Below are 25,139 nucleotides of genomic sequence, written 5' to 3'. Positions count from 1 at the left end.
AATGACCACGCCCCTGCCCTTCGAAGGCCTCAAAGTCATAGACTTCTCCTGGATCGGCGCAGGGCCCCTCACGGCGCAGTGGCTCGGCAACTTCGGCGCCACCGTCATCAAGGTGGAGCACCACCAGCGCTACGATATCCTGCGCAACTCGCCGCCCATCAAGGGCGGCAAGTTCAACGTCAACGGCAGCCACTACTTCGCCGCCTGCAACAACAACAAGCTCGGCATCACCGTGGACCTCAACACCCCCCAGGGCCTGGAAGTGGGCCGAAGGCTCGTGAAGTGGACCGATGTCATCGTGGAGAACTACATCCCCGGCACCATGAAAAAGTGGGGGCTGGACTACGAAGGGTCCCGCGCCATCAACCCCAGCGTCATCATGGTTAGCCTCACCCTCCAGGGGCAGACCGGCCCCCACGCCCAATCGCGCGGCTACGGGCCCATGATCATGGGCCTGGCCGGCATCGCCCAGCTCGGCGGCTGGCCCGATCGCCCTCCCGGCTGCGCCACCATCCCCTACCCGGACTGGCTCGCCCCCGTCTACACCACCTTCGCCCTCGCCGCCGCCCTCGATTACCGCCAGCGCACCGGCCAGGGCCAGTACATAGACGCCGCCCAGCTTGAAGGCACCATCCACTACCTGGGCGCATCCGTGCTGGACTACACCGTCAACGGGCGCGTCTGGAACCGCGAAGGCAATAAGCTCATGGAGACCGATGTCCCTTACGCCGCCCCCCACGGCGCCTACCCCTGCATCGGCGACGACGCCTGGTGCGCCATCGCCGTCTTCAACGATGCCGAGTGGGCCACGCTGGTGCGGCTCATGGGCGATCCTGCCTGGGCCAAGGACCAGCGCTTCGCCACGCACCAATCGCGCTGCCGCAACACAGAGGCCCTGGACGCGCACATCGGCGCATGGACCAAGGGCTATGCGCCCGTGCCGCTCATGGAGCTCCTGCAGGCCAACGGCATCACTGCCGGGGCCGTCCACAACCAGCAGGCCCTCTTTGAGGACAAGCAGCTCAACGCCCTTGGGCACTACCAGTGGCTTGAGCACCCCGTGATGGGCCGCTATCACGCCGAGCTTCCCGCCGCGCGCCTCTCCACGACGCCCGCCCAGCTCCGCCGCCACGCCCCGCTCCTAGGCGGGGATAACGACCATGTCTACCGCTCCATCTTGAGCTACACCCAGGAAGAGTACGACCTACTCCTCGCTGAAGGCATCGTCGGCTATTACGAGGCGACCTAGGCCGCCTTATCCCCTGGCCTCTTCCGTAGCCTGAAGACGAGCAAGTGTGGAAGGGGTCACTTGGCCTATCTAGAAAGTGGCGTCGGCTCTGGTCGGCAAAGCGTCCCTCCCTTCGTGTGCCATTCTGATGGCATGTGCTCATTCTTATGAGCTGTGCTCTTCTGAGAGCAACAAGAGGGATAAGAGGTCGAGTCCTTGAGATCTGTCCTCAGGCCGGACCTTCGGCCTCGATTACACATCGGGAGAGAGGTCTCCCTACGCCTTCGCCGCCTCCGGCTGGTGGCAGACGATGCTCCCCGCCGCCGCCATCTCCTCGATCGTCTCCTCGTCGTACCCCACCTCTTTGAGGATTGCCCTCGTATGCTCGCCCAGGTAGATGCTCGGCCCCCACGTCGGCGGCGTCTCCGAAAAGCTCCACGGCGGCCCGTGGCGAAAGTACTTCCCGCCCAGGCTTGGGTGGGAGGTCGGCACAAAGAATCCAGCCTCCTTCACCCACGGCGACACATTCAGCCACTTCCCGTGATCGAACTCCGCCACCTCCACGCACGGCACGTCCGCCGCGGTGAGCAGACGCTCCCACTCGGCCGCCGTCCGCGAGGCAAAGACTCGCTCTAACTCCTCGCCCAGCGCCGCGTCGTTCGCCCCTCGCGATTGCTCCGTCGCGAAGCGCGGGTCAGCCAGGAGCCGCTCGCAGCCCGCCACCTTCGCGAAGGCCCGCAGTTCGCTCTCCTTGGGGCAGGCCAAAAAGACCCAGCCCTGCCTAGTCCTATAGAGGCGGTACTGCGCCGAAAGGCCGTTCAGTTGCTCGTCGGGCACGGGGCGCTCAGGCTTTCCCTTGTACGAAAGCCCGTCGTCCGCGTTCACAAAAAGGTTGCCCCCCAGCATAGAGGTCTCCACATACTGCCCCTCTCCCGTCATGCGCTGGTGATAGAGCGCCAGCATCGTCGCCGAAGCCGTGGCCAGCGCCGCCGTCGGGTCTGGATTCGATTCGTTCGCCCGGCGCAGGATATTGCTCTTCTCCTGGATATCGCTCAGGTTATTGCCCTTTGATGTGGGATAGGCTTTGCCCAGCGCGTAGCGCGGGCCGCCTGTGATCGCCCCTGCGATAGGGTGAAAACCCGTCCGGTGCGAGTGCGGCCCGGTGGAGCCATACGCCCCGGCATAGACGTAGACGATGTTCGGCTTAATCTTCCGCGCGCTCTCATAATCTATCCCCAGCCGTAGCGGCGCACCGGGGCGGTAGTTGTGGATCAGCACGTCCGCCTTCGCGATAAGCCGCTCCATCGCCCGGCGCGCCCTCGGCGACTTGATGTCTATCGCCAGCGCCTCTTTCCCCTGGAGCGTCTTGCACATCCTGGGCCAGCCGATGGCCCGGTACAGATCGCCCGTCACCGGCTCCACCTTGATGACCCGCGCCCCAAGGTCTGAAAGGAGGCAGGTCACGACGGGCGTGGCGATGAATGAGGCGAACTCCAGGACAGTGACGCCGCTCAGCGGATGTTTCGGCACGCCGCCTCCCCTTGCCGCTATGCGCCGCGCGGGCTGAGCTGCCCGCAGCAGCTCCTGGTCCTGCCCCACCTCCGGCGCGGGCCTTGCAGGCGTTAGCGGCGTTGCCGTCAGCCTGCCGATGGGCCCCAGCTGCGTCGTCGCCCCCACTCGCGGGTCCGCAATCTGCACCGTGTTGCCGTTATGGATCGCCTGCGGGTGCTGCATCCCCTCCTGCGTCGTGCGGAACGGCTCGCACGCCACGTCCGACCTCATAAAGATGCCCATCCACTCGTCCCGCGTCTTTTCCAGGATCTTTTCCAGGCATGCCCGCTGGACCTCTGCCTCGCGCTTCGGGTCGGTGAAGTTCGGCATCGTCTTGTAGCGCTCGTCCTTCAGCATCCACTCCAGGCCGAGGACACGCATGTAGTTCCACATCGTATCCACCGTCAGGTTGGCTAGCTGCAGCCAGTAGCCGTCTTTGGTCAGCGCCGTCATGTACGGCGGGATCGGCCCGCCGGCATAGCCCCGACGGAACGGCGCCGCCCCTTGCCCCTCTAGCTGGGCCGCGATCCAGCTCGTCAGGTCAAAGGTCATCAGCGCCTGCACCATGCTCGTCGTCACCCGCTGGCCGCGCCCTGTCTGCCCCCGCACGATGAGCGCCGCCAACGTGCCCTGCACCGCCAGCATCGCCGCCCCGTACCCGGCAATGGGCAGCGCCGAATAGTTCGGCCCGTCCTTCTCGATGATGCCCCACACCTGGTCCATCCGGCCCGCCGTGGCATGGATGATGTGCTCGTAGCCCTTTACATTCGCCAGAGGCCCCTTCTCGCCGAAGCCCGTGATACTGCAATAGACCAGCCCCGGATTCTCCTTCGCCAGCGCCTCATAGCCGATGCCCAGCCGTTTCGCCACCCCCGGCCTGAACGACTCAATGACCGCGTCCGCGCTCGCCGCCAGCCGCTTCGCGTCGGCCTGCCCCTGCGCCGATTTCAGGTCAAGGACAACGCTCTTCTTCCCCCGATGCCACATGATGGAGGCATACTGCCTCCGCGTCGGGTCGCCTCCCGGCGGCTCCACCTTCACCACCTCCGCTCCCGCATCGGCCAGCACCATCGTCGCCAGCGCGCCGGGGAAGGCGCTCGTGAAGTCAACAATCCGAAGGCCTTGGCAGGGGCCGGACATACGCGTCTTGCTCCTGTGGAAATTGGCGGGAGTATAGCATGGTGAACCTGTCCCGCAATCGTAATCGTGCGCGTGGTATCATGCCCCCATGGACCTCTCTGAACTTGAGCGCCTGCTCAACCGGCGGTCCCGTGTCCGTATCCCCAGCGAAGGCCGCCCCATCGCCGCCGTCCTCATCGGCCTCTTCGGCCCGCCGCCCGATTACAAGATCGTCTACACCGTCCGCACCTCCCACGTCGAGCACCACAAGGGCGAGATCTCCTTCCCCGGCGGCGGCAAAGACCCGGAAGATGCCACGCTTGTGGAGACGGCCCTTCGCGAAAGCTTCGAAGAGGTCGGAATCGAGCCCGACGACATCACCGTCCTCGGCCTCATGGACGATATCGTGACGCGGAGCAAGTTCGTCGTCACCCCCGTCGTCGCCCGCATCCAGCGCGACCCCTACCCCTTCATCCCCCAGGCCCGCGAGGTGGACAAGGTCCTCGAAGTCCCCCTCTCTCACCTGCGCGACCCGCGCAACCTTGCCCCTCACCCCGACGACCCGACGGGCCAGCGCATCAAGATTCAGTCCTACCGCTTCGGCGAGCACATGATCTGGGGCGCAACCGCCCACATGACCAATCGCTTTCTTGACCTGCTCAAGCCGCTCTTCTAGTGGGAGAATCCCATGGGCAAACTGCACCCCGTCCTCGATGAACGATTGGCCGCCTTCATCCGCCGCCAGAAGCTCTTCTTCGTCGCCACCGCGCCTCTCTCCGGCCAGGGCCACATCAACCTCTCGCCCAAAGGCCTCGATACCTTCGCCATCCTGGACGATACAACCGTCGCCTACCTCGATCTCCCCGGCAGCGGCGCGGAGACCATCGCCCACCTCAAAGAGAACGGGCGCATCGTCATCATGCTCTGCGCCTTTGATGGCCCACCCAACATCGTTCGCCTCCACGGCCGCGGCGAGGTCGTCGAGCCTTCCTCCCCCGACTTCCAGAGCCTCCTCGCCCGCTTCCCCCGCCTTGATGGCGTCCGCTCCATCATCCGCGTCCGCCTCCACCGTATCTCGGACTCCTGCGGCTATGGCGTCCCCCTCTTCACCTACGCCGGCGAGCGCAAACAGCTCGTCCAGTGGGTGGAGCGCAAAGGCCCCGAGGGCATCCGCGACTATCAACGGAAGAACAACGTCCAGAGCATAGACGGCCTCGCCGGACTCTCAGATGGGAACGCCTGATGCCCGTAGACCCAGCCATCCTCAGAGCCCTCGAGGGCACAAAGATCGTGGACATCACCACCATCGGCCGGAAGAGCGGCAAGCCAAGGCGCATCGAGATATGGACCCACATGCGCGATGGCAAGCTCTACATCACCGGGCCGCCCGGCAAGCGCGATTGGTACGCCAACATGCTCAAGAACCAGGAGATGACCCTGCACGTCAAAAAGAAGGCCAAGGCCGATCTTCCCGCCCGCGCCCGCCCCATCCTCGAGAAGAAAGAGCGCCTCGCCGTTCTCTCGAAATTCACGGATAACGAGCTGGGCGATGGCCCGGTGAAGAAGTGGATCAAGAGCTGTCCCCTCGTCGAAGTCGTCCTCCTCGGTCGCTGACTCCCGATGCTCCTCGCCATCCTCCTCCCGCTCGTCCTCCTCCTGGTCGCCCTCGCCCTTTACGCCCGCCTCGTGGAGCCCAACCGGCTCCGCATCCGCCGCCGCGTCCTCGGCCTCCCCTCTTGGCCCGCCGCCCTTGATGGCTTCACCATCCTCCACATCTCCGACCTCCATATCGGCAGGCGTCCTACCCCTTCGCGCAAGCACCTTCGCCGTGCCGCCGGCCTCCATGCCGATCTCTACATCGTCACCGGCGATTTCCTCTCCAACGGCCAGGGCCTGGAGCAGGCGTGCACCGCCATGCGCGATTTCGCCAACGGCAAGACCGTCTACGCCGTCCCCGGAAATCACGAGCACATGAACTATCGCCTCGGCATCCCAATCCCCGGCAGGTTTCGCGGCAAGGGCATAGATGCTGCGGGCAACCTCCGCGCGCTCAGCCACGCGGGCCTCACCTTCCTCGTCAACCGCCACGTCGTCCTCACCCGTAGCGGCGCGAGCTTCGTCCTCGCAGGCTTAGACGATCGCTACAACAAGGCCGATGACCTCCCGGCTGCCCTCCAGGGCGTTCCCTCCGGTCTCCCCGTCATCCTCCTCAGCCACTCCCCCGATCTCTTTCCCCATGTCGCCCAGCGCAGCATCGCCCTCACCCTCAGCGGCCACGCTCACGATGGCCAGGTCCGCATCCCTCTCCTTGGCGTCCCCTTCACCGGCACCATCCACCCCCTCAGACCCGCCTCCGGCATCCACAAGCACGGCGACTCCCTCATGCACGTCAGCCCCGGCCTCGGCGCCAGCATGCTTCCCATCCGCTTCTGCGCCCGTCCGGAAATCACCCTCATCGAACTTCACCGCACATAGCAGTCTTCCCCTGTCGCCCTGAGGCGCGGCGATTCCCAATCGCCACGACGAACGGGCCTACGCTCCCCGGCTTGTCCCCGCAACCTACATTCTCCCGTAGGGGCGGTCCGATTCCATCGGACGAACGCGGTCCTTTCCGAAGGACTCCGAGTGCCGCACCGGAGCGCCCTCCCTGGCTTCCCACAGGGCTCCGATACATCGGAGCGGCCAGCCCTCCCCGCCGGGCACACCCTGTGCCCCTACCCTCTCCCAGCTTCCCAGTGCAACTCGGGAAGCGTCCGGGAGAGCCATTCTGATAGCTTGTGCTCATTCCTATGAGCTACTGCTCGTCTTCGAGCAACGAGAGGGCACTCCCATGTCGAGTCCTCGAGACCCCGATGCCGCATCGGGAGTGAATCCTCTTCCTCCTCCTTCCGTTGACGCACCCTAGCCCCAATGCTACCATCCCGCCAGCTTCCGAATGCCCCTTCCTCTCCAGCCGCATCTCCCAATCTCTGCAACCTGTGAAAATCGGTGGATGAAATCCGAAATTCCTTCCGAAAACCCCCGTGATCTGTGGATAAACTCCCCGGAGCTGCCATGAAACTCAAAGGAAAAGTCGCCATAGTCACCGGTGCCTCCCAGGGCATCGGCGAAGCCTACGCCTATGCCCTCGCCGGCCAGGGCGCCTCCGTCGTCCTCGCCGATATCAACGAAGAAAAAGGCAAAGCGGTTGCCAACTCCATCTCCCGCATGCGCAAACGCGCTACCTTCATGCGACTCGATGTCGCCGACGAAAAGAACTGCATGGATGTCGCGGAAAAGACGGAAAAGCTCTACGGCGGCATAGATATCCTGGTCAACAATGCCGCCATCTACCACAGCATGCGCATGGACACCTTCACCACCGTCCCCATGGACTACTACAACCGGTTCATGGCCGTGAACCTCACCGGGCAGATCCTCATGACCCGCGCCGTAATCCCCGCCATGCGCAAGCGCGGCAAGGGAAAGGTTATCTTCCAGTCCTCCGGCGCCGCCTACTCCGCCGCCAGCAGCCCCTACGCCCTCTCCAAGCTTGGCGTCCTCGGCCTCATGCGCGGCTTCGCCGTGGAGCTGGGCAAGGACAACATCAACGTCAACGGCATCGCCCCCGGGCCCATAGATACCGAGGCGACCATGGTCACCCTCCCCAAGCAATACATAGGCCGCCTTGTGGAAGGCCAGCCCCTCAAGCGCATGGGCCACCCCTCTGATCTCATCGGCGCCCTCCTTTACCTCTGCTCCAGCGAAAGCGACTACACCACCGGCCTCATGATGGTCGTTGATGGCGGCAGGACCGTAGACCGCATCTAGGAGCCCGCATGCTGAACCGAAACGCTCCTTATCCCACCGTTTTGTCCCTGGTAGTCACATAAGCGGATCACGCCGAGGTGTACGCCTTCTATGACACCCATCCTTGCCGTCCACTCCGATTCTCCTCCCGAATTCATCGCCAACTCCGCTGAGGCCAAGACCCTCGGCGCTCACGGCGTTAGCGTCACCGGCAAGCGTTGCGCCTCTGACGCCGACCTCATCGAACTCGCGAAGGATGCCCATATCATCCTCAACGGCCTTGTCCCCATCACCCGCAAGGCAATGGAGAACCTCCCCAAGACCATCGCCGTGGCCCGCTATGGCGTCGGCTACGATAACGTGGACATCGCCGCCGCCACCGAGCACGGCATCGCCGTCATCTACGTCCCCGATTACTGCGCCGAAGAGGTCTCCAACTCCGTCTTCGCCTTCCTTATCGCATTCGCCAAACAGCTCATCCCCATGGACGCCGCCGTCCACAAGGGCCAGTGGCCCCTTCGCGATTTCATCCCTAAAATCCGCTCCATCCAGCAGGAGCGCCTCGGCGTCATCGGCCTCGGGCGCATCGGCATGGCCGTGGCGCAAAAGGGCAAGGCCTTCGCCATGGATGTCGTCGCCTACGATGCCGTCCTCAAGCCGGAGCAGATCGCCGCCAAGGGCATGAAACCCGTCTCCTTCGATGAATTGCTCTCCACCAGCGACTACATCTCCCTCAATGTTCCCCTCTTGCCCTCCACGCGGCGCCTCATCGGCCGGGAGCAGTTCGCTAAGATGAAAAAGACCTGCTTCCTCATCAACACCGCCAGGGGCCCTGTGGTGGACGAAGCCGCTCTCATCGAAGCGCTGAAGTCGGGCCGGATCGCCGGGGCCGGGCTGGACGTCTTTGAAAAAGAGCCCCTCCCGCCCGATAGTCCCTTGGTCAGCATGCCCAACGTCCTCATGACCCCCCACTCCGGCTCCCAGTCCCCCGTCGCCAACGCTCGACTGCGCAAGCAGCTTTGCGAGGAAGTCCTCCGCGCCCTTCGCGGCGAATGGCCCCTCAACATCGCCAACCCGGATGTGAAGCCCCGTGCCCGCCTCTTCAAACGAACCCTTCCCTAACCCTTGGTAGGTAACGGCCTAAAGCCCTCCCCGAAGAATCTTGGTATGGGTAAGCCCTTAGGGCCACCCGAGCAAAAAATGGTCGCCCTCAGGGCTGCCCAAAAAGGAGACCCATATGCCCGAAGCTCCATTGACCGCCGATCAACTGGCCCGACTCGCCAAAATCACCTCGCCCACCATCTGCAACGCCATCGAAACCTTCAACGTCATCCCCTACAGCGAAGGCTTCATGACCCCTGAGATTAAGTGCATCCTCCCCAAACTCGGCGTTATGACCGGCTATGCCGTCACCGCCACCATCTCCGCCCGCGAGCCCGGCCCTAACCCGCCCCGCGTCAAGAGCGCCGACCTCTGGGATCACATCCTGAGCATCCCTGCGCCGCGCATCCTCGTCATCCATGATGAAGACTACCCCAACCCCATCGGCTCCTTCTGGGGCGAAGTCAACGCCAGCATCCACAAGGCCCTCGGCGTCATCGGCACCGTCACCGATGGCGGCGTCCGCGACTTGGACGAAGTCGAGCGCGCAGGCTTCCACTTCTTCGCCAAGGAAGTCCTCGTCTCCCACGCTTACGTCCACCTGGTGAGCTTCGGCCTTCCCGTCCGCGTCGGCGGCATGGTCGTCAACCCCGGCGACCTCCTCCACGGCGATAAGCACGGCGTCGCCAACATCCCCCTCTCCATTGCCGCCAAAGTCGCCGACGCCGCGACTGCTATCGAAGAGAAAGAACAGCGCATCATCCAGATGGCCCGCAGCGCCCCCTCCCCCGAAAAATTCCACGAAATGATGACCCAGCGCCGCTCATAACCCTCTCCCCCCTCCGTCACCCTGAGAAGCAGCTATGCCAACTGCTGCGACGAAGGGCCTACGTCCCTGGGTTACAAAGCAACCCCAAACCCATGTAGGGGCGGTCCGATTCCATCGGACGAACGCGGTCCTTTCTGAAGGACTCTCGTTCCTACGAGTCCGAGCCTCTCGGACCGTGTGCCGCACCGGAGCGCCCTCCCCGGATTCCTGCGCTACCCCTTGTGCCACCCCGGCACAACCTCCTCCGCCAGCCGCCGCGTCTGCTCCATCGTCTGCTCCGGCGGACATGCCGCCCGCATCACGAACTTCGTCACCCCGCGCTTCACATATTCCCCGATGAGCGCCGCTATATCCTCCGCCGTTCCCAGCGCATTCAGCTTGCCTATTGGCACTTCCGGCCGTGATCGCGCCCCTATCCCGTACTGCGCCGCCGTCCGCTCCGCCTCCTCCCGGCTCTTTGCGAAAAGATAGCTCACGATGGCCCCGTAGTGGTCCTCCGGCACCGTGCGACCCGCCTCCCTCGCATGCCGCCGTATCGCCTCGATCCCTCGTCCCGCCTCCTCCGGCGTCACCAGCGAGGCCATCCACCCATCCCCCAACCGCCCCGCCCGGCGGAAGGCCGCCTCCGTCCTCCCGCCGATCCAGATCGGCGGCGCAGGCTTCTGCACCGGCTTAGGCTCCACCGTCACCTTCGTCGTCTTGTAATACTTCCCCTGGAACGTCACCTCGTTCTCCGTCCACAGCCGACGCATCAGCGCCATCGCCTCATCCGTTCGGCCCGCCCGCTCCTTGATATCCGTTCCCGTCGCCTCGAACTCCGCCGCGTTGTCCGTCCCGATCCCCACGGCGGGCAGCATCCGCCCGCCCGAGATGAAATCCACCGTCGCGATCTCCTTCGCCAGCACCACGGGGTTCCGCAGCGGCAGCGCGAGCACGCTATTCCCGAACTTCATCCGCCTCGTGCGTGCCGCCAGCGCCCCCATGAACGTCATGGACTCTAAGCTGATCGTAGGCGCCACCACCCTGTCCGCCAGCCATATTGAATCAACCGCCGATCCCTCGCAAAAGTCCACCCACTCCCACAGCGGCGCCGCCTCGCGCCTCGGGAACGGCCATCCCATTAGTCCCACGCCTATCCGCACCTTCATCGGTTCCCCTCCATCTGCCCCTGTCCGGGTTGCCTCCGCAACCCAACACAGACTGGGTTGCTCAAGCAGCCCCTATCCCTTTCGAAGATTCTGTCCGCAGGCCGGACCTTCGGCCCGGTCTGCCGGAACCACTCGCAGGGAAGGGACCAAGGGATAGGTTCCCCATCCTCAACCAAAAAGGGGCGCCCCTTTTTGGGAGCGCCCCTTCACTCGCACAAATCGCGCCTCGTGCCGCGAGACTGCTGGCCGTCGCGCCGAGCGACTACTGCTTCTCCTCAGGCTTCGGCAGGCCGTTGTAATAGGCATATGGCGGCTTGCCCAACCCATAGTTCTCCAGCTGGCCGAAGTAGACTCGCTTGAACACTTCCTTCAGCGAAGGGATGTCCCATCCGCCCGGCTTGAAGATGCCCGTGTGGTACGTCGGCTGGCGCATGATCCGGTACAGCTCCCCCGTTGAATTGAACGCCTGGCCGTGCACCCAGAACGCCTCGTCGCTGCACAGATAGGCGATCAGCGGCGCCGTCCACTCCGGAGGCAGCGCGCGCCTGTTCGGGTTCTTTTGTGCATCAGGGATGCTCTGCGTCATCCGCGTATCGCCGCTGGGCGCCACGCAGTTGACGCGGATGTTGGACCGCGCCAGCTCAACCGCCCATGTATAGGTCATCGAAGCGATGCCGCCCTTCGCCGCCGAATAGTTCGATTGGCCGAAGTTCCCGTGGTGCGCCCCGGACACGATGTTCATGATGACACCGCTCCGCTGCGCGCGCATCAGGCGGATCGCATGCTGCCCGCAATAGAACGTCCCCTTCAGGTGGACGTTGATCACAGCGTCGAACTCCTCCACCGTCATATTCCACACCGTTTTATCGCGCACGATGCCCGCGTTATTCACCAGGATGTCAATGCGCCCGAACGAGTCAACGCACTTCTGGATGATCTTCCCCGCCGATTCGTACGGGTACACGCTCTCCGCGCTGACCACGACGGTTCCCCCCGCCTTCTTGATCCCTGCCGCCGTCTCCTCCGCCACGTCCCGGTCAACGTCGTTCACCACCACCTTCGCGCCTTCCTTCGCGAACAGCTCCGCGTACGCCTTGCCCAAACCCCGGCCCGAGCCGGTGATCACGGCGCACTTGCCTTCAAGGATGCCCATGTTGCCTCCTAAACGTGCTTTCTGCAGCGCCCACCCTGGGGCGGTGCGATGATACTATGCCTTCACGAACTTCGGAAGTGAGATCTCTTCGTTCACATCCTCAAACTGCACCTTCACCGCCATCCCGATGCTCACCTCTTCCGGCTTGCATCCCACGATATTGCTCATCATCTGCACCCCTTCATCCAGCTCGATGATCGCCACGATGTACGGCAGCTCGTCCCGGAACCCCGGCGCGATGTTCTGCCGGATCACCGTGAACGTGTGCACCTTCCCCTTCCCGCTCACCTGCACCCACTCCACCTTCGCCTTCGGGTCCCCCGGCGCCATGGCCCGGGGGTAGAAGAACAGCTTCCCGGTGGACATGTTCTTCTGGATGAGCAGCTTATGCTCCTTGCACCCCTTCCAGAACGGCTCGCTCTCGTCGTCTATGACCGGCAGCGTCTTTGCATACTTCTTCACCGGCGGTTGCGTCGTCATCGCGTCACTTCCTCCGGGCGGCCTTCCCGCCGCCCTCTCTTGCCAAGCTGATAATCCGTGTCCTCAGTGGTATTAAATCTTCCCCGCCTGTGCAATCTGTGGATAAACTCCCTACCCCTACTTGTTCGAAAGCAGCAGCGTCGTCGTATTGTGCCGCGTCCCCATATACCCGCCGATGCCGTTCACCAGCCCCACCTCCGGGTCCTTCACCTGGCGCGGCGTCCCCTTGAAGTCTCCCCGCAGCTGCTTCACCGCCTCCACCAGCAGGAACATCCCGCGCATGCCGGGGTGGCATGAAGAGAGCCCGCCGCCGTCCGGGTTGATCGGCAGCTGCCCCCCCACGCTGATGCGCCCGCCTTGCACAAAGGGCCCGCCTTCGCCCTTCTTGCAGAAACCCAGGTCCTCCAGCGTGATGAGGACGTTGATCGTGAAGGCGTCGTAAATCATCAGAAAGTCCACGTCCTTCGGCGAAAGGCCCGCCATCTTGAACGCCAGCGGCCCCGATTGCGCCGCCGCCGAAACCGTGTAGTCCCGGTGCCCGCTGGACGTGTGCATGCTCGTCTCCGCTCCCCCCATCACATAGACCGGCTTCGTCTTGCACTTCTTCACCACGTCCGGGTGCGCCACGATCACCGCTCCCCCGCCGTCGCTGATGATGCAGCAGTCCAGCAGGTGCAGCGGGTCGCAGATATAGCGCGACTTCAGCACGTCGTCCACCGTGATCGGGTCCCGGTACTTCGCGCTCGGGTTGTTCCCTGCATGCTTCCGCATCGTCACCGCCACTTCCGCCAGCTGCTCCGCCGTCGTCCCGTACTGATACATATGCCGCCGCGTGCTCAGGGCATACGCCCCGATCAGCGTCAGCCCGTAAGGCGATTCGAACTGGTCCTCCCGCGGCACCTCTGCGCCGCCTCCTCCGCCGCCCATCCCGCGCGTCCCGATCTTGCGCCCCTCGGAGGTCGGCAGGCTCCCGTACGCGATGCCGATGCACTTCGCCCGCCCCGCCGCTATCGCCTCCATCGCGTGCAGCACATACAGCACGTAGGAAGAGCCTCCCACCTGCGTGGACTCCAGGTACTGCGGGTAGATGCCCAGGTATTCAGCAAACGAGATCGGCTGCAAGCCGGGGATGCGCGTGGCGCACAGCCCGTCCAGGTCCTGCAGCGTCAGCCCCGCGTCGTCCAGCGCCGCCACCAGGCACTCCGCCTGCAGCTGCATCGCCGTCTTCCCCGGCATGGACCGCGAAGGATGCTCATACGCGCCCACGATCGCGCCTTTTTTGTAGTACGGATTGCTGCTCAACTGCGTCCTCCTGAAAGATATTGCTACGTCACATGCGGCACATAGTCCATCCCGATGTGCCCTTCGCGCTCTAGGCGCCCGTACGTCTCCTCTGCCACGCCCAGCACCTCTTTATACACAAACGCATTGTCCTCGCCTAGCCGTACATCAGGTTTCCTGACTGCGAATTGCACGCTTGACGATTGCCACAGCGGCCCTACATGCAGGTGCGTCCCCGCCTCCGGGCTCGTGATCGGCACAAAAAAGTCCCGCGCCCACAGCTGCGGGTCCTTGCTGATCTCCGCCTCGTCGCACAGCGCCCCCGCGGGCACGCCGGCCGCCTGGCAGCGCAGGAACAGCTCCTGGTGCGATTGCCTCCGCGTCCACTCGCTGATCCCCTTGTCCAGGTCGTCCTGGTTCTTCCACCGCCCCAGGCTCGTCCGGAATCTCCGGTCCTCCGCCCACGTCGGGCTCCCCATCAGCCCCTTCAGCGCCTCCCACTGTCTGTCGCTGGAGACCGCGATCGCGATCCACTTGTCCTGCCCCGCGCAGGGGTACGCCCCGTGCGGCGCCATCGAGCGGTGGCGGTTCCCCAGCGTCCCCTCCACCCGCCCGTTCATCGTATAGTCCATCACCACCTCGCCCACCTGGTTGATGAGCTTCTCTGACTGCGAGCAGTCCACCCACTGCCCCTCGCCCGTCCGGTTCCGGTGCGCCAGCGCGTGCATCACCGCCAGCACGATCCCCGCCCCTGCTGAGGCGTCCGAATGGTTCGTCATCGGCGTATCCGTCGGTTCCCCGTCCGGGTAGGCACGCAGCCACGTGAACCCGGAAAGGTCCTCCATCTGCGTCCCGAACCCTCGGTGCCCCGCGAACGGCCCCCGCGCCCCCATCCCGCTCGATGAGACAAAGACAAGGTCCGGCTTCACCTGCCGCAGCGCTTCATAGCCCACCCCCAGCTTGTCCATCACTCCCGGCGTGCTGTTCTCGATCAACACGTCGGATATGGAGGCCAGCCGGCGCACGATCTCCACGCCCTCCGGCTTCAGCAGGTCCACCGTGAAGCTGTACTTGTTCCGCGCCGCCGAATTGAACATCGCATGGCGGTTCCACGGCCGCTCCCCGGGGTCTTTGTCCACATACGCCCCGCCGATGGATCCCAGCGTCGCCACCAGCGCCTTGGAAGGCCGCGCCATAAAGCCGCGCGTATTCCACTGCCATCGCTGCGTGGACTCGATGAGGATGACCTCGGCCCCCATATCGGCCAGGATCATCCCGGCGTAGGGCCCGGCCCACGTATACGTGTTCGCCAAAACGCGGATGCCTTCCAGCGGGAGCCTCAAACCAAAGCCTCCAACCCTCTCTCCCTCGATGGGAGGGGAATGAGGAGAGGGTGTTCTTCTCTTGCCACTAAATCACCCCCGCCTGCCGCATATGCACCAGGTCCTGCTTGCTGAAGCCCAATTGGCGGCAATACACATCCTCGTTATGCTCGCCTAAGAGCGGAGCCGCCCTCCATCCCTCCGATGGCGTTCGCGCCATCTTGAACAGCGGACCCGGATACTGCGCCGTCCCCGTCTCCGCGTGCGTCACGTCCACGAAAAAGTTCCGCGCCTTCGAATGCGGACTTTCGATCAAGTCCTGCACCGTGAACAGCGCGCCGCACAGCACCCCGTTCTTCCGCGCCAGGTCCAGCACCTCTTGCTTCGTCTTCTCCAGCACCCACGGGTAGAAGAACTCCGCCTCGAACTCAGACCTCCGGTCTTCGTTCGCCTGCTGCTCCCGCGTGTTGAAGCGTGCGTCGTTCGCCAGATCCGGCATCCCCATCATCCGCACGCTGTTCGGGTAGAACTGCATCCCGCCCCAGATGTTTACATAGCCGTCCTTGCATGCGAAGACCCCGCACGGGAACCCTTGCCCTCGAGGCACCGTCCGTTCGATGACGATCCCCTGATACTGGTAGCGCAGCAGTCCCGTCAGCCGCCGGTCCACGCTTCCCGCCTCCGATTCGAAGATCGAAGAATCAATGTGTTGGCCGATCCCGTTATACCGCGCTCCGTAATAGCCGATCATCGTCGCCACCGCCGCCATATAGCCCGCATGGAACTGCGTCGTGCTCGCCGGCAGCCGCAGCGGATAGCGCCCCAGCGGCGCATTCCCCCACATCGGCCCTCCGGCCGCGTACAGCACCATGTCGGTGCCTAGAAAGTCGCGGTACGGCCCCGTCTGCCCGTAGTTGGAGATGGACGTCAGGGTAACGAGCGGATTGCTCTCCCGCAGCACGTCGTACCCAAGGCCAAGCCGCTCCATCGTCCCCGGCTTGAAGCTCTCCACCACGATCTCCGCCTCACGCGCCAGCTCCTTCGCGATCTCCACCCCAAGCGACGACTTCAAGTTCAGCGTGATGCTGCGCTTGTTCGTGTTCAGGTCCAGGAACGACCCGCTGCGCTCCGGCCCCGGCAGGTCCTGAGAAAAGGGGCCGATGCCTCGCGCCGGGTCCCCCTCCGGCCGCTCCACCTTCACCACATCCGCGCCGTAGTCCGCCAGCAGCTTCGTCGCGCACGGCCCCGCGATGTGGTGCGTCAGGTCAAGGACCCGTATTCCGGCCAGGGCTGAATGTTCCATCGGTGTGCTGATCACGCCCTGATCAATGTTCTGCCTTCGGCGCCTGCCATACCGGCTTCCGGCGCTCCACAAAGGCCAGCGACCCTTCGCGCACGTCCGCATGCACGTTGTGCTCGCCGATCACCTTCCACCCATACTCCATCCCCTCTTCGCGCCCGTAGTTCAGGCTCCCCCAGATCGCCTTCTTCGAGTCAATCATGGATTGCGGCGAGTTCGTCAGCAGCATCTTCGCGATCTCCCGCGCCCGCGCCATCAGCCGGTCCTTCGGCACTACTTCGCTGATCATCCCCAGCTCAAAGGCCCGTTGCGCGCTCATCCGCTCCTGTCCCCCCATGAGCGACATCCGCATCACCGCCTCGAACGGCATCCGCCGCACCAGGCCGATCGGCTCATGCCCGGAGACGAGTCCCACCTTCACGTGCGTATCGAAAAAGGTCGCGTGGTCCGCCGCGATCACGATGTCGCTGTCCGCCACAAAGTGCAGCCCGCCGCCCACCGTCATCCCGTTGATCGCCGTGATCACCGGCTTCCAGCATTGCGTGTGGATAGCCGTGAAATACAGGTCCCGGTGCTTCTCGTCCGGCTTCCGGATCGGCGGCGAATCGTTCGCCATCCCCTTCACATCAATCCCCGTGCAGAAAGCCCGATCCCCCGCCCCCGTCACGATGGCCACGATTGTCTTCGGGTCCTTCTTGATGTCCGCCCACGCCGCCTGCAGCTCCTCGTTCATCACCCAGTTCAGCGCGTTCAGCACCTCCGGGCGGTTCAGCGTGATGGTGGCGATGCCTTCCGATTTGTCGTACAAGATCGTCTTGAAGTTCTGCATCGCCGCCTCCTCTGGCGCGCTGTGGGCAAAGCCCAGCCTGCTATCAGGAAATGGGCCGTCGGCGCTGGCTATTATACCTGGGAAAGAACTAGGGTCAATCGCCCTGCAGCGTAGGCCCTGGCGGCTGCTCAAATCGTGGGGTACATCGCCCGTATCCCGTTCGCCTTGTCCGGCGCCCCCGCTGTCTGTAGAATGCCTTCCGCCACAATTGCATCGAGCCTTAGGAGTGCCACGCCCCTTGTACTGGTGCCATCTCATCAACTGCTTCCAGCCCGAGTTCAAAAGCGACGACATCATCCGCAAGGCCGCTACCGTCTGCTACCTCCCCCTCTTCGATCTCTTCGAAGCCACCCCCAAGGCCCACCTCACCGTCAACTTCGATGGCCGGCTCGCCGAGCGCCTCGATGCCGTCGGCCACGCCGAAGTCATGCGCCGCCTCGCCGCTCTCGTGAAACGGGGCCAGATCGAGCTCACCGCCAGCGCCTTCGGCGGCAAGCCCCTCAACACCCTCCCGCCCGACGAAGCCGCCGCCCTCATCGAGCAGAACACCGCCGCCTGCCGCAAGTACTTCGGCGAGCTCTACAAGCCCGTCGGCTTCTTCCCCCCAGAGATGTCCTACACCCCTGCCCTCGCGCCCATCATCAAAAGCCACGGCTATAGGTGGGTCGTCATGGACGAGATGGGGCACAGCGGCAGACCCGGCACTGCCAAGGCCGACCGCACCTATAAGATGAACAGCAGCCTCGGCCTCCAGGTCATCTTCCGCGATCGCTCCATCAGCACCGGCATCCTCTACGGCAACTTCGCCGATACGAAAGCCATGCACGAAGCCATCCGCGCCCGCGGCGAGCACAACGCCTACCTCTTCACCGGCATCGAGGCCGATATCTACGGCATGCGCCGCACCCAGCCGCGCGAGCTCCTCGCCGAAATGATCAAACACACACCCATGCAGATGGTCACCGTCTCCGAGCTTCTCCACGCCGTCCACCCCACCGAAGAAGTCTCCCCCGTCCCCGCCTCCTGGAGCACCTGGGACACCCTCGCCTTCTAACCCCCTCTGTCGCCATGAGGAGCGGTGATACCTAATCACCACGACGAACGGGCCTACGCTGACCGGGTTGCCCCGCAACCCACATCCCGTAGGGGCGGTCCGATTCCATCGGACGAACGCGGCGCGCGCCTACCCTCTCCCAGCTTCGATTCATCGGAGCGTCCGGGAGAGCCATTCCTATGGCGTGTGCTCATTCCTATGAGCTACTGCTCTTCTTAGAGCTACAAGAGGGCACGCACAGGTCGAGTCCTCGAGACCCCGATGCCGCATCGGGGGTGAGGTCTCTTTATCCCCTCTTCTCTTGGCCATTCTGATGGCGTGTGCTCATCCCTATGAGCTACGGCTCCTTCTAAAGTAACCCAAGAACCGGGCTGAGCTCGCCCCCTCTCCCCCGTTCCCACATTTGCCTGCTTCCGCTACTATAGCCCCGCTATTCCCAATCGAACGCCACCTAACGGAGGCCCCCATGACTGAAAAACTGCGCTGGACACCACCCACGTACACCGTGGACGCCAAAGGCAAAGTCATGGGCTACGTCAACAAAGACGTCAACAACTGGGGCAAATGGGGCCCCGACGACGAGCGTGGCACCCTCAACTACATAGACCCCCAGACCGTCATCGCCGCCACCAAGCTCGTCAAGCGCGGCAAAGTCATCAACCTCGCCCTCAACATAGACCCCTCCGCTCCCTTCAACCGCGCCACCCCCATCAAGTGGATGTCCTCCACCAGCGCCGATGGCATGCTCCTCCCTACCGAAAAGCTCTACTACCCAGGCCTCCAGGTCAACGACGATTGGATCACCATGCCCCTCCAATGCTCCACCCAGTGGGACGGCCTCTCCCACTTCTGTTATGAAGACGTCATGTACAACGGCTTCTGGGGCGGCGATGTCTCCGCCTCCCAGGGCCTCAGCCACCTCGGCATCCACCAGCTTCGCGAACACCTCGTCGGCCGAGGCGTCCTCTTGGACATCGCCCGCTACAAAGGCCTCGACTTCATGACCCCCGGCATGCCCGTTACCGCCCAGGACCTCGAAGGCTGCGCAAAAAAGCAGAACGTCCAGATCAAGCGCGGCGATATCCTCCTCATCCGCACCGGCCACCTCGAGCGCTGGCCCAAGGTTCCCCTCAACGAGCGCATGGCCTGGATACGCGGCGGCGAGCCCGGCATGGGCGTCTCCTCAGCCGGCTGGCTCCACGAAAAGCAGGTCGCCGCCATCGCCGTGGACAACTCCGCCGCCGAAGTCACGCCATTCGAAGATTCGAAGGGTCCCCGCGCCTTCCCCTGGCACGTCCAGGTCATCCGCAACCTCGGCATGCAGGTCGGCGAATACTGGAAGCTCGATGTCCTCTCCCAAGACTGCGCCCAAGACGGCGTCTACGAATTCTTCCTCTCCGCCCCTCCCCTCAACATCACCAACGCCGTCGGCAGCCCCATCAGCCCCGTCGCCATCAAATAGCGAAGCTTGAGAATCAGCTATCCCAATCGCTGCGACGCAGGGCCTACGCCGCCTGGGTTGCCCCGCAATCCACCTCCTCTGTAGGGGCGGTCCGATTCCATCGGACGAACGCGGTCCTTTCTGAAGGACTCCGTGTGCTTCACCGGAGCGCGCGCCCTCACTCCGCGTGTGTCTTCACTCCGCATGCTGCATCGGAGCCGCACCGAAACGCGCGCCCCTACCCACCAACCCCCCCAAACAGAAACGCCCCGGCTTCCCGGGGCGTCTCTCATTCCTCGACTCTATGTATTTGTCTTTGTCTTACGCGGCGACCGCTTCCGCATGCCGCTCCGAGACAATCTCGAGCAACAGCTCCTGCGTCCCAGGCTGCGCCATCCGCTGCAGCTTTGCCCGCAGCGCGATCGTGTGGTCCAGCATCGCGCTCCGGTCCGCAAGGTCGCGACTCTCCCACACGCTGATGCGCGCGAGAAGTCCCGCCTCGTTGATCCCATCGAGCGTATACCCCTCGATGAACCCCGGCTGCGTTGCCAGGAAATCGCCCAGCTCTTCCAGCGTCGCCGCCACTTCCTTCTCGTACCCCTTCGCGGGGCGGATGATCGTTTCACGTACGATTTTCATTTGGATAAGTCCTTCCTTGAGTTAGCGCCTCTTCGGGTCGCCACTCCCTGATGCCGCTTATTTAGATGCCGAAGTAGGTGGCCGATGTCCAGGTAGAGAGGTCGTCCCGACGTGTCGCCCGCGCATTCCCCAGGTGCATCTCACCGATCTCCTCGAGCAACGCCGCCACTTCCGGGTCATACCCCTTCGGCTCTTCCACCGTCTCAACGATCGCGCTCATCTCGATGCTCCTTCGTCAGTGCCGCTCTTTTCTTGCGGTCACTACGGAATCAGTCTAAATACGCCCGACACGTTGCTCCAAACCCAAAAAATCTCCGAAATATTACGAACTTTATCGTCACAATCCGCCTCCAGTTAGCCTAATTAGCGAATTGCTCCCTCCCCATTACTCGAATCGTTGCGAATTTCGTCACAAATGCAACATGCCATCCCCGCACAAACTCGTCAAAATCGCTGTCTGTACCTGTTGGACCACCATCTCCCCATTCACGTCTCACCCGCTAATTTCGAACTGATTCCTAGACCCTGTCCGAAACACTCGCGGCTCCCACTTCCCTCAGTCCGCTCACTCTCCTGTGGATCACCTCTGGATCGCTTTCCTCTACGGAACCGCGCTCCCTGCTCCTTTTTGCCTCTGCGCCCTCTGTGGATTGTCCTCTTCTCTACTTCCCTAATCTTCTAATCTGTGCAATCGGTGGATGGACTCCTAGATTCTCTTGCTCTCTCACTACTTGACAGTGATACGTATTATTGAAATAGAGGTGAATAGCCTTTGCCTATGCCACATCGTATGCAATCAAGCCCCGGAGCTGCCCACCGCGCCGAGTGCACCGGCACACGGTCGCAGCTCCGCCGCCGCACTCGGCAAGGCGCAAGAGGAGGATCGCGATCCGCTCTCAGTCACTCACACGCGAACGTGACCGGCTGACCCATGTCGCCGAGGGCACGGTGAAGAACGCGCCGGACCGGTACGGCGTCGCCCTTCGATCGTTGGTGCTGGCGCGCCCTCAAGGCCGCCCGCTCCCCGATCGGGTTAGACGTTCGCAGCCCTGGTGCGGTGCCGGGGCGCCTCATCTCGGGACAGGCGCTTCCATGGAAGCCCCGTCGGGCCGGTTGCATGCGAACCCTTCCCCATCTCGCGCGGATCGCACACCCTCCCCCATCCCCAGCGAAAGGAGCCCTCGAAGCAGGCGCGCCTCCACAGGCGGATGCTCGTGAAAGGCTTGCCCAAAAAGGCTCGTGAGCCAAAAGAAAAGCTCCCCGTAAATGAACGGGGAGCCTGAAAAAGCAACGACGGACGAAAGCTAGCTTTTCGGCCAGGGCTTCTCACCCATCAGCACGTCCATCGGCACCACCTTGCGCCGCTGACCTGCGTTGGCCCGCTTCTGGGAGATGCCCTTGCCGCTGGCGCCCCGGAACTTCTTCGCGCCCTTCTTCTGTGGTGCTTGTGCCATAGTCCTATGCCCTTTCGAAATAGCGTGGAACAGGGGCCAGTATATCAGAAGAAACTAGTCACAAACAAGAAACGCTCGGTGGCTCACCCATCGTGTAAACGCCCCTGCGTTCATACCGCAAGGTCGTTAGCCCTCGCGCCGCGCGAGCGAGTAGAGGTAAGCCCTCAGGGCTACCCGCTAGGGCGCACGCGGTGCGCCCTACCCCATGCCGCCGCGCATCTGCCGGCCGCCCAACACATGCATATGCAAATGCCCAACCGTCTGCCCGCCCTCGCCGCCGCAATTGATCGTCAGCCGGTAACCCTTCCCGGCGATGCCCGCGTCCGCCGCCGCCTTGTTCGCCATCAGCGTCATGCGCCCGATCAGGTCGGCCTTCCCCTTCATGATCTCCGCCACGGAGGCGATGTGCTCGAACGGTATCACCAGCAGATGCACCGGCGCCTGGGGATGGATATCCTTGATCACAAAGACCTTCTCATCCCTATCCACCATCTCGCTCTTGATCTCGCCCGTGGCGATCTTGCAGAAGATGCAGTCTGCCGGCATGGCGCGCCTCCTGAAAAGAAGAGAGGCCCCGATCGCTCAGGGCCTCTCGAAACTCCCATGTGCTGCGGACTAGATGCCGATCTTCTGCGCCACCAGCTCCCGGTGGAAATCCCCGTCGCCGAAGGCCAGCTCGGCCGCCTTGGCCCGGCGGAAGTAGAGCTGCATATCGTGTTCCTTCGTGAAGCCGATGCCTCCGTGGATCTGGTGCCCAAGGGCGCACACGCGGCGGTAGGCGTCGCTCACCCAGGCCTTCGCCATGGAGACTTCCTTTTCGGCGTCCAGCCCCTCGCTCAAGCGCCAGATCGCCTCATAGGCGATGTACCGGGAGCCGTCCACATCCGTCACCATATTGGCGCAGTGGTGCTGGATCGCCTGGAAGCTGCCGATCGGCCTGCCGAACTGCACGCGCTGCTTCGCATAGTCAACGCTCATCTCCAAGACCTTCTGCGCGCCGCCCACCATCTCCGCGCATTTGCCCGCCGCTCCCCACAGGGAGATCGCGTGCACGATCTGCCAGCCCTTGTCGGCGTGGCCCAGGACATTGGCGGCCGGAACCTTCACATCCTTGAACGTCACCTCGCTCTGATGATCGGAGGCGATCGTCTTCAGCCCCTCGAACTTGATGCCGGGGCTCTTGGCGTCCGCCAGGAAGAGCGTGATGCCGTCCTCCGCCTTGGCGCCCTTGCTCGTCCGGGCCACCACAAGCAGCGTATCGGCCACGTGGGCATGGGGGATGAAGAGCTTCGTGCCGTTCAGCACGTAGTGGTCGCCTTCCTTCTTGGCCGTCAGTTCAACGCCGCTGGCCTCCCAGGTCGCGCTCGGTTCCGTCTGGCAGTAGACCACGATCTCGTTGCCGTCGGCGATCTTGGGCAGGTGCTTCTTCTTCTGGGCGTCGTTGCCGAACTTGGCGATTGGCAGCGCGCCCAGGACCACGGTGGAGAAGAAGGGGCCCGGCAGGAGCGAGCGGCCGTGCTCTTCCAGCAGGACGCACAGGTCCAGGAAGCTGTTGCCCGTGCCGCCGTTGGCCTCGGGAAGGGCCAGGCCCATCCAGCCCAGGTTCGCCATCTTCTTCCAGAGTTCGGGAGAGTAGCCCTTGGCGTCCTCTTCCATATCGCGCACAAGCTTCTTCGGGCATTCCTTGTCCAGGAAATCGCGCGCCGAAGTCTTAATCATCTCTTGCTCTTGGCTCAGGCCCAGGTCCATCCGATGCCTCCTGTGTTCTTGGCGTATCGCCTAACGCGGCAGTCCAAGGCCGCGCGAGGCTATCACGTTGCGTTGAATCTCGCTTGCCCCACCAGCGATGGTCATGCCGACGGAGCTATAGTATATGCGGTTTACGCGCCCCATCAAGGGGGCGTATCGTACCTGATTCTCAATTTGTCCGTACATTCCTACGATTTGCATGCTGGAAACCCCCAACCTCTTGAACGCCTCCGTATTGAACACCTTCGCCACCGATGCCTGGTAGTCCGGCCGTCTCCCCTCGGAGGCCATCCACGCCACGTTGTACGCCAGGTTCCGCCCGATGCACATCTCCAGCCAGGCGTCCGCCAGCTTGTGCCGGGCCGTCGCCGTCTTCCGCACCGGGACCTCCTGCCTGGACGCGCTCACCAGCTCCACCAGCCGCTCCACAATCCAGCGCCCCATGGCGGAGAAGTTGATGAAGCTCGAACGCTCGCTCTCCAGGAGGGCCATGGCGTAGTACCACCCCTGGTTCAGTTCTCCCAGGAGGCTCTGCCGCGGCGTCTCCATATTGTCGAAGAAGATCTGGTTGAAGCCGTCCATCCCCGCCATGTTGATGATGGGCGTGATGGTGATACCCCTCTTGATGGCCCGCAGGTCAACCAGAAGCGCGCTGATGCCCTTGTGCTTGGGGAGGGCCTGGTCTGTGCGGCACATCAGGAAGAGGTAATCGGCTTTGTGGGCCCCGCTCGACCAGATCTTGGAGCCGTTCACCACAAAGACATCGCCCTTCAGGTCGGCGCGGGTGGAAAGGCCTGCCAGGTCGGAGCCGGCCCCCGGCTCGCTGAAGCCCTGCGCCCAGATCACCTCGCCCCGGGCTATTCGTCCCAGGTGCTCTTTCTTCTGGGCGTCGCTCCCGAACTTCATGATCGTCGGACCCACAATGCCCACGCCCATCAGGTCCATGCCGGGCGCATCGTGGTAGGACATCTCCTCCATAAAGATCGTCTGCCGCAGGAGAGAGGCCCCCTGGCCGCCGTACTCCTTGGGCCAGCCCATCGTGAGCCAGCCCTTCGCGGCGAGCTTCTTCCGCATCGCCATCTCAAAGGCGTCCCCGCTCTCATGCATCGCCGCAAGTTTCCCCGTCCGTCCCAGGGGCACTTCGCAGTTGAGGAAGGCGCGGAGCTCGGCACGGAACGACTCTTCTTCAGGAGTGAAGCGATAGTCCATGCAGGCAGGATACCCAGTCAGGCCCTAGCGGGGAACCGGCAAAGGACGCACCGGCTACGGGAGAGAGACGGCGAGGCAGGTGACCGTGCGGACGATCCCCTGGACCGTATGGATCCGGCTGGTGACCACATCGCCTACCGAATTCAGGTCCTTCGCCTCCACCACTGCGATGAGGTCGTACGGCCCGGTGACGGCGTCCACACCGGCGACGCCCTTCACGCCCGTCAGCGCCGCAAGGACGTCCTTCGTCTTGCCCACAGAGGTTTCAATGAGGACAAAGGCTCGCGTAGACATAGGTGCCTCCCTGTCTCGCACAGGTTTGCGCCGTCTGATGCCACCGGGATCCGGCGCGAGGCCATTCTAACACCTGAGGTGACCGTGTCAACGAATTGCCGGGGTGGGCGGCATACGCCAAACCATATGCTAAAATCCGAGATGCGGGCCAGGTCCGATTCCACAGGCG

23 protein-coding genes are annotated in these 25,139 nt (G+C 63.5%); 11 read left to right on the top strand and 12 right to left on the bottom strand.

Annotated elements, in window-relative coordinates; all coding sequences use genetic code 11:
* Nucleotide 1 precedes the first annotated feature (1 nt).
* Complete coding sequence (locus FJ039_05390; protein MBM4405604.1) at nucleotides 2–1,249, top strand: CoA transferase; 1,248 nt, start codon at nucleotides 2–4, stop codon at nucleotides 1,247–1,249.
* Nucleotides 1,250–1,504: 255 nt separating this feature from the next.
* On the opposite strand, the gene FJ039_05385 is transcribed toward FJ039_05390, so the two are convergent.
* The gene (locus FJ039_05385; GenBank protein ID MBM4405603.1) at nucleotides 1,505–3,919 is read right to left on the bottom strand and encodes a CoA transferase; all 2,415 of its coding nucleotides are present in this window, start codon (nucleotides 3,917–3,919) and stop codon (nucleotides 1,505–1,507) included.
* A gap of 88 nt (nucleotides 3,920–4,007) precedes the next feature.
* Between FJ039_05385 and FJ039_05380 the strand changes: the two genes are divergently transcribed.
* From FJ039_05380 to FJ039_05345, 8 genes are all read left to right on the top strand, one after another.
* Nucleotides 4,008–4,574, top strand: a complete 567-nt coding sequence (locus FJ039_05380) for a CoA pyrophosphatase (GenBank protein ID MBM4405602.1) — start codon at nucleotides 4,008–4,010, stop codon at nucleotides 4,572–4,574.
* A gap of 12 nt (nucleotides 4,575–4,586) precedes the next feature.
* Entirely contained in the window at nucleotides 4,587–5,141 is a 555-nt protein-coding gene (locus tag FJ039_05375; protein ID MBM4405601.1) for a pyridoxamine 5'-phosphate oxidase family protein, read from the top strand.
* Nucleotides 5,141–5,512, top strand: a complete 372-nt coding sequence (locus tag FJ039_05370) for a DUF385 domain-containing protein (GenBank protein ID MBM4405600.1) — start codon at nucleotides 5,141–5,143, stop codon at nucleotides 5,510–5,512. The genes FJ039_05375 and FJ039_05370 overlap by 1 nt, the downstream gene beginning before the upstream one ends.
* 6 nt (nucleotides 5,513–5,518) lie before the next feature.
* Nucleotides 5,519–6,373 carry a hypothetical protein gene (locus tag FJ039_05365; protein ID MBM4405599.1) on the top strand — a complete coding sequence of 285 codons (855 nt, stop codon included), beginning with the start codon at nucleotides 5,519–5,521 and terminating at the stop codon, nucleotides 6,371–6,373.
* 395 nt (nucleotides 6,374–6,768) lie between these two features.
* Nucleotides 6,769–6,894, top strand: a complete 126-nt coding sequence (locus tag FJ039_05360) for a hypothetical protein (GenBank protein ID MBM4405598.1) — start codon at nucleotides 6,769–6,771, stop codon at nucleotides 6,892–6,894.
* Between the two features lie 58 nt (nucleotides 6,895–6,952).
* Nucleotides 6,953–7,708, top strand: a complete 756-nt coding sequence (locus FJ039_05355; protein MBM4405597.1) for an SDR family oxidoreductase — start codon at nucleotides 6,953–6,955, stop codon at nucleotides 7,706–7,708.
* Between the two features lie 90 nt (nucleotides 7,709–7,798).
* Nucleotides 7,799–8,809 (top strand): C-terminal binding protein, encoded by a 1,011-nt coding sequence (locus FJ039_05350; protein ID MBM4405596.1) that lies wholly within the window; start codon nucleotides 7,799–7,801, stop codon nucleotides 8,807–8,809.
* Nucleotides 8,810–8,924: 115 nt separating this feature from the next.
* The gene (locus tag FJ039_05345) at nucleotides 8,925–9,617 is read left to right on the top strand and encodes an RraA family protein (protein MBM4405595.1); all 693 of its coding nucleotides are present in this window, start codon (nucleotides 8,925–8,927) and stop codon (nucleotides 9,615–9,617) included.
* Nucleotides 9,618–9,829: 212 nt separating this feature from the next.
* Here FJ039_05345 and FJ039_05340 read toward each other — a convergent pair whose 3' ends face one another.
* The 6 genes from FJ039_05340 to FJ039_05315 all read right to left on the bottom strand — a co-directional run bounded on the left by FJ039_05340 (nucleotide 9,830) and on the right by FJ039_05315 (nucleotide 16,406).
* Nucleotides 9,830–10,765 (bottom strand): TIGR03619 family F420-dependent LLM class oxidoreductase, encoded by a 936-nt coding sequence (locus FJ039_05340; GenBank protein ID MBM4405594.1) that lies wholly within the window; start codon nucleotides 10,763–10,765, stop codon nucleotides 9,830–9,832.
* 262 nt (nucleotides 10,766–11,027) lie between these two features.
* A complete protein-coding gene (locus tag FJ039_05335) occupies nucleotides 11,028–11,918 on the bottom strand; it encodes an SDR family oxidoreductase (GenBank protein MBM4405593.1) in 891 nt (296 codons plus the stop codon).
* A gap of 54 nt (nucleotides 11,919–11,972) precedes the next feature.
* On the bottom strand, nucleotides 11,973–12,398 hold the full coding sequence (locus tag FJ039_05330; protein ID MBM4405592.1) for a Zn-ribbon domain-containing OB-fold protein: 426 nt from the start codon (nucleotides 12,396–12,398) through the stop codon (nucleotides 11,973–11,975).
* A gap of 117 nt (nucleotides 12,399–12,515) precedes the next feature.
* On the bottom strand, nucleotides 12,516–13,700 hold the full coding sequence (locus tag FJ039_05325) for a hypothetical protein (protein MBM4405591.1): 1,185 nt from the start codon (nucleotides 13,698–13,700) through the stop codon (nucleotides 12,516–12,518).
* Between the two features lie 23 nt (nucleotides 13,701–13,723).
* Nucleotides 13,724–15,052, bottom strand: a complete 1,329-nt coding sequence (locus tag FJ039_05320) for a CoA transferase (GenBank protein ID MBM4405590.1) — start codon at nucleotides 15,050–15,052, stop codon at nucleotides 13,724–13,726.
* 37 nt (nucleotides 15,053–15,089) lie between these two features.
* Nucleotides 15,090–16,406, bottom strand: a complete 1,317-nt coding sequence (locus FJ039_05315) for a CoA transferase (GenBank protein ID MBM4405589.1) — start codon at nucleotides 16,404–16,406, stop codon at nucleotides 15,090–15,092.
* A gap of 95 nt (nucleotides 16,407–16,501) precedes the next feature.
* Between FJ039_05315 and FJ039_05310 the strand changes: the two genes are divergently transcribed.
* Both FJ039_05310 and FJ039_05305 read left to right on the top strand, forming a co-directional pair.
* Nucleotides 16,502–18,184, top strand: a complete 1,683-nt coding sequence (locus tag FJ039_05310; protein ID MBM4405588.1) for a hypothetical protein — start codon at nucleotides 16,502–16,504, stop codon at nucleotides 18,182–18,184.
* Nucleotides 18,185–18,650: 466 nt separating this feature from the next.
* A complete protein-coding gene (locus FJ039_05305) occupies nucleotides 18,651–19,646 on the top strand; it encodes a cyclase family protein (protein ID MBM4405587.1) in 996 nt (331 codons plus the stop codon).
* A gap of 300 nt (nucleotides 19,647–19,946) precedes the next feature.
* Here the strand turns inward: FJ039_05305 and FJ039_05300 are convergent, their stop codons facing one another.
* The 5 genes from FJ039_05300 to FJ039_05280 form a co-directional block, all read right to left on the bottom strand.
* Entirely contained in the window at nucleotides 19,947–20,264 is a 318-nt protein-coding gene (locus tag FJ039_05300) for a hypothetical protein (GenBank protein ID MBM4405586.1), read from the bottom strand.
* Between the two features lie 1,652 nt (nucleotides 20,265–21,916).
* Nucleotides 21,917–22,264, bottom strand: coding sequence for a histidine triad nucleotide-binding protein (locus FJ039_05295; GenBank protein ID MBM4405585.1), 348 nt, complete (start codon nucleotides 22,262–22,264; stop codon nucleotides 21,917–21,919).
* A 69-nt stretch (nucleotides 22,265–22,333) separates the two neighbouring features.
* Nucleotides 22,334–23,467, bottom strand: coding sequence for an acyl-CoA dehydrogenase (locus FJ039_05290; GenBank protein MBM4405584.1), 1,134 nt, complete (start codon nucleotides 23,465–23,467; stop codon nucleotides 22,334–22,336).
* Nucleotides 23,468–23,497: 30 nt separating this feature from the next.
* On the bottom strand, nucleotides 23,498–24,676 hold the full coding sequence (locus FJ039_05285) for a hypothetical protein (protein MBM4405583.1): 1,179 nt from the start codon (nucleotides 24,674–24,676) through the stop codon (nucleotides 23,498–23,500).
* A 54-nt stretch (nucleotides 24,677–24,730) separates the two neighbouring features.
* Nucleotides 24,731–24,970 (bottom strand): Lrp/AsnC family transcriptional regulator, encoded by a 240-nt coding sequence (locus FJ039_05280; GenBank protein ID MBM4405582.1) that lies wholly within the window; start codon nucleotides 24,968–24,970, stop codon nucleotides 24,731–24,733.
* Between the last annotated feature and the right edge of the window lie 169 nt (nucleotides 24,971–25,139).

It is taken from the genome of Chloroflexota bacterium (assembly GCA_016875535.1).
In the GTDB taxonomy this organism is placed as follows: Bacteria; Chloroflexota; Dehalococcoidia; order SHYB01; family SHYB01; genus VGPF01.
Note: the sequence above shows the minus strand (reverse complement) of the source record. Positions and strands in the feature narration are given on the sequence as shown.

Excerpts from the sequence above, each read along its gene's own strand:
- FJ039_05340 (MBM4405594.1), bottom strand. The coding sequence starts at position 10,765 with ATGAAGGTGCGGATAGGCGTGGGACTAATGGGATGGCCGTTCCCGAGG.
- FJ039_05380 (MBM4405602.1), top strand. The coding sequence starts at position 4,008 with ATGGACCTCTCTGAACTTGAGCGCCTGCTCAACCGGCGGTCCCGTGTC.
- FJ039_05305 (MBM4405587.1), top strand. The coding sequence starts at position 18,651 with ATGACTGAAAAACTGCGCTGGACACCACCCACGTACACCGTGGACGCC.
- FJ039_05350 (MBM4405596.1), top strand. The coding sequence starts at position 7,799 with ATGACACCCATCCTTGCCGTCCACTCCGATTCTCCTCCCGAATTCATC.
- FJ039_05375 (MBM4405601.1), top strand. The coding sequence starts at position 4,587 with ATGGGCAAACTGCACCCCGTCCTCGATGAACGATTGGCCGCCTTCATC.
- FJ039_05390 (MBM4405604.1), top strand. The coding sequence starts at position 2 with ATGACCACGCCCCTGCCCTTCGAAGGCCTCAAAGTCATAGACTTCTCC.
- FJ039_05300 (MBM4405586.1), bottom strand. The coding sequence starts at position 20,264 with ATGAAAATCGTACGTGAAACGATCATCCGCCCCGCGAAGGGGTACGAG.
- FJ039_05315 (MBM4405589.1), bottom strand. The coding sequence starts at position 16,406 with ATGCGGACGTGCGCGAAGGGTCGCTGGCCTTTGTGGAGCGCCGGAAGC.
- FJ039_05290 (MBM4405584.1), bottom strand. The coding sequence starts at position 23,467 with ATGGACCTGGGCCTGAGCCAAGAGCAAGAGATGATTAAGACTTCGGCG.
- FJ039_05385 (MBM4405603.1), bottom strand. The coding sequence starts at position 3,919 with ATGTCCGGCCCCTGCCAAGGCCTTCGGATTGTTGACTTCACGAGCGCC.
- FJ039_05330 (MBM4405592.1), bottom strand. The coding sequence starts at position 12,398 with ATGACGACGCAACCGCCGGTGAAGAAGTATGCAAAGACGCTGCCGGTC.
- FJ039_05295 (MBM4405585.1), bottom strand. The coding sequence starts at position 22,264 with ATGCCGGCAGACTGCATCTTCTGCAAGATCGCCACGGGCGAGATCAAG.
- FJ039_05280 (MBM4405582.1), bottom strand. The coding sequence starts at position 24,970 with ATGTCTACGCGAGCCTTTGTCCTCATTGAAACCTCTGTGGGCAAGACG.
- FJ039_05285 (MBM4405583.1), bottom strand. The coding sequence starts at position 24,676 with ATGGACTATCGCTTCACTCCTGAAGAAGAGTCGTTCCGTGCCGAGCTC.
- FJ039_05335 (MBM4405593.1), bottom strand. The coding sequence starts at position 11,918 with ATGGGCATCCTTGAAGGCAAGTGCGCCGTGATCACCGGCTCGGGCCGG.
- FJ039_05355 (MBM4405597.1), top strand. The coding sequence starts at position 6,953 with ATGAAACTCAAAGGAAAAGTCGCCATAGTCACCGGTGCCTCCCAGGGC.
- FJ039_05345 (MBM4405595.1), top strand. The coding sequence starts at position 8,925 with ATGCCCGAAGCTCCATTGACCGCCGATCAACTGGCCCGACTCGCCAAA.
- FJ039_05365 (MBM4405599.1), top strand. The coding sequence starts at position 5,519 with ATGCTCCTCGCCATCCTCCTCCCGCTCGTCCTCCTCCTGGTCGCCCTC.
- FJ039_05370 (MBM4405600.1), top strand. The coding sequence starts at position 5,141 with ATGCCCGTAGACCCAGCCATCCTCAGAGCCCTCGAGGGCACAAAGATC.
- FJ039_05310 (MBM4405588.1), top strand. The coding sequence starts at position 16,502 with ATGGATTGCGGCGAGTTCGTCAGCAGCATCTTCGCGATCTCCCGCGCC.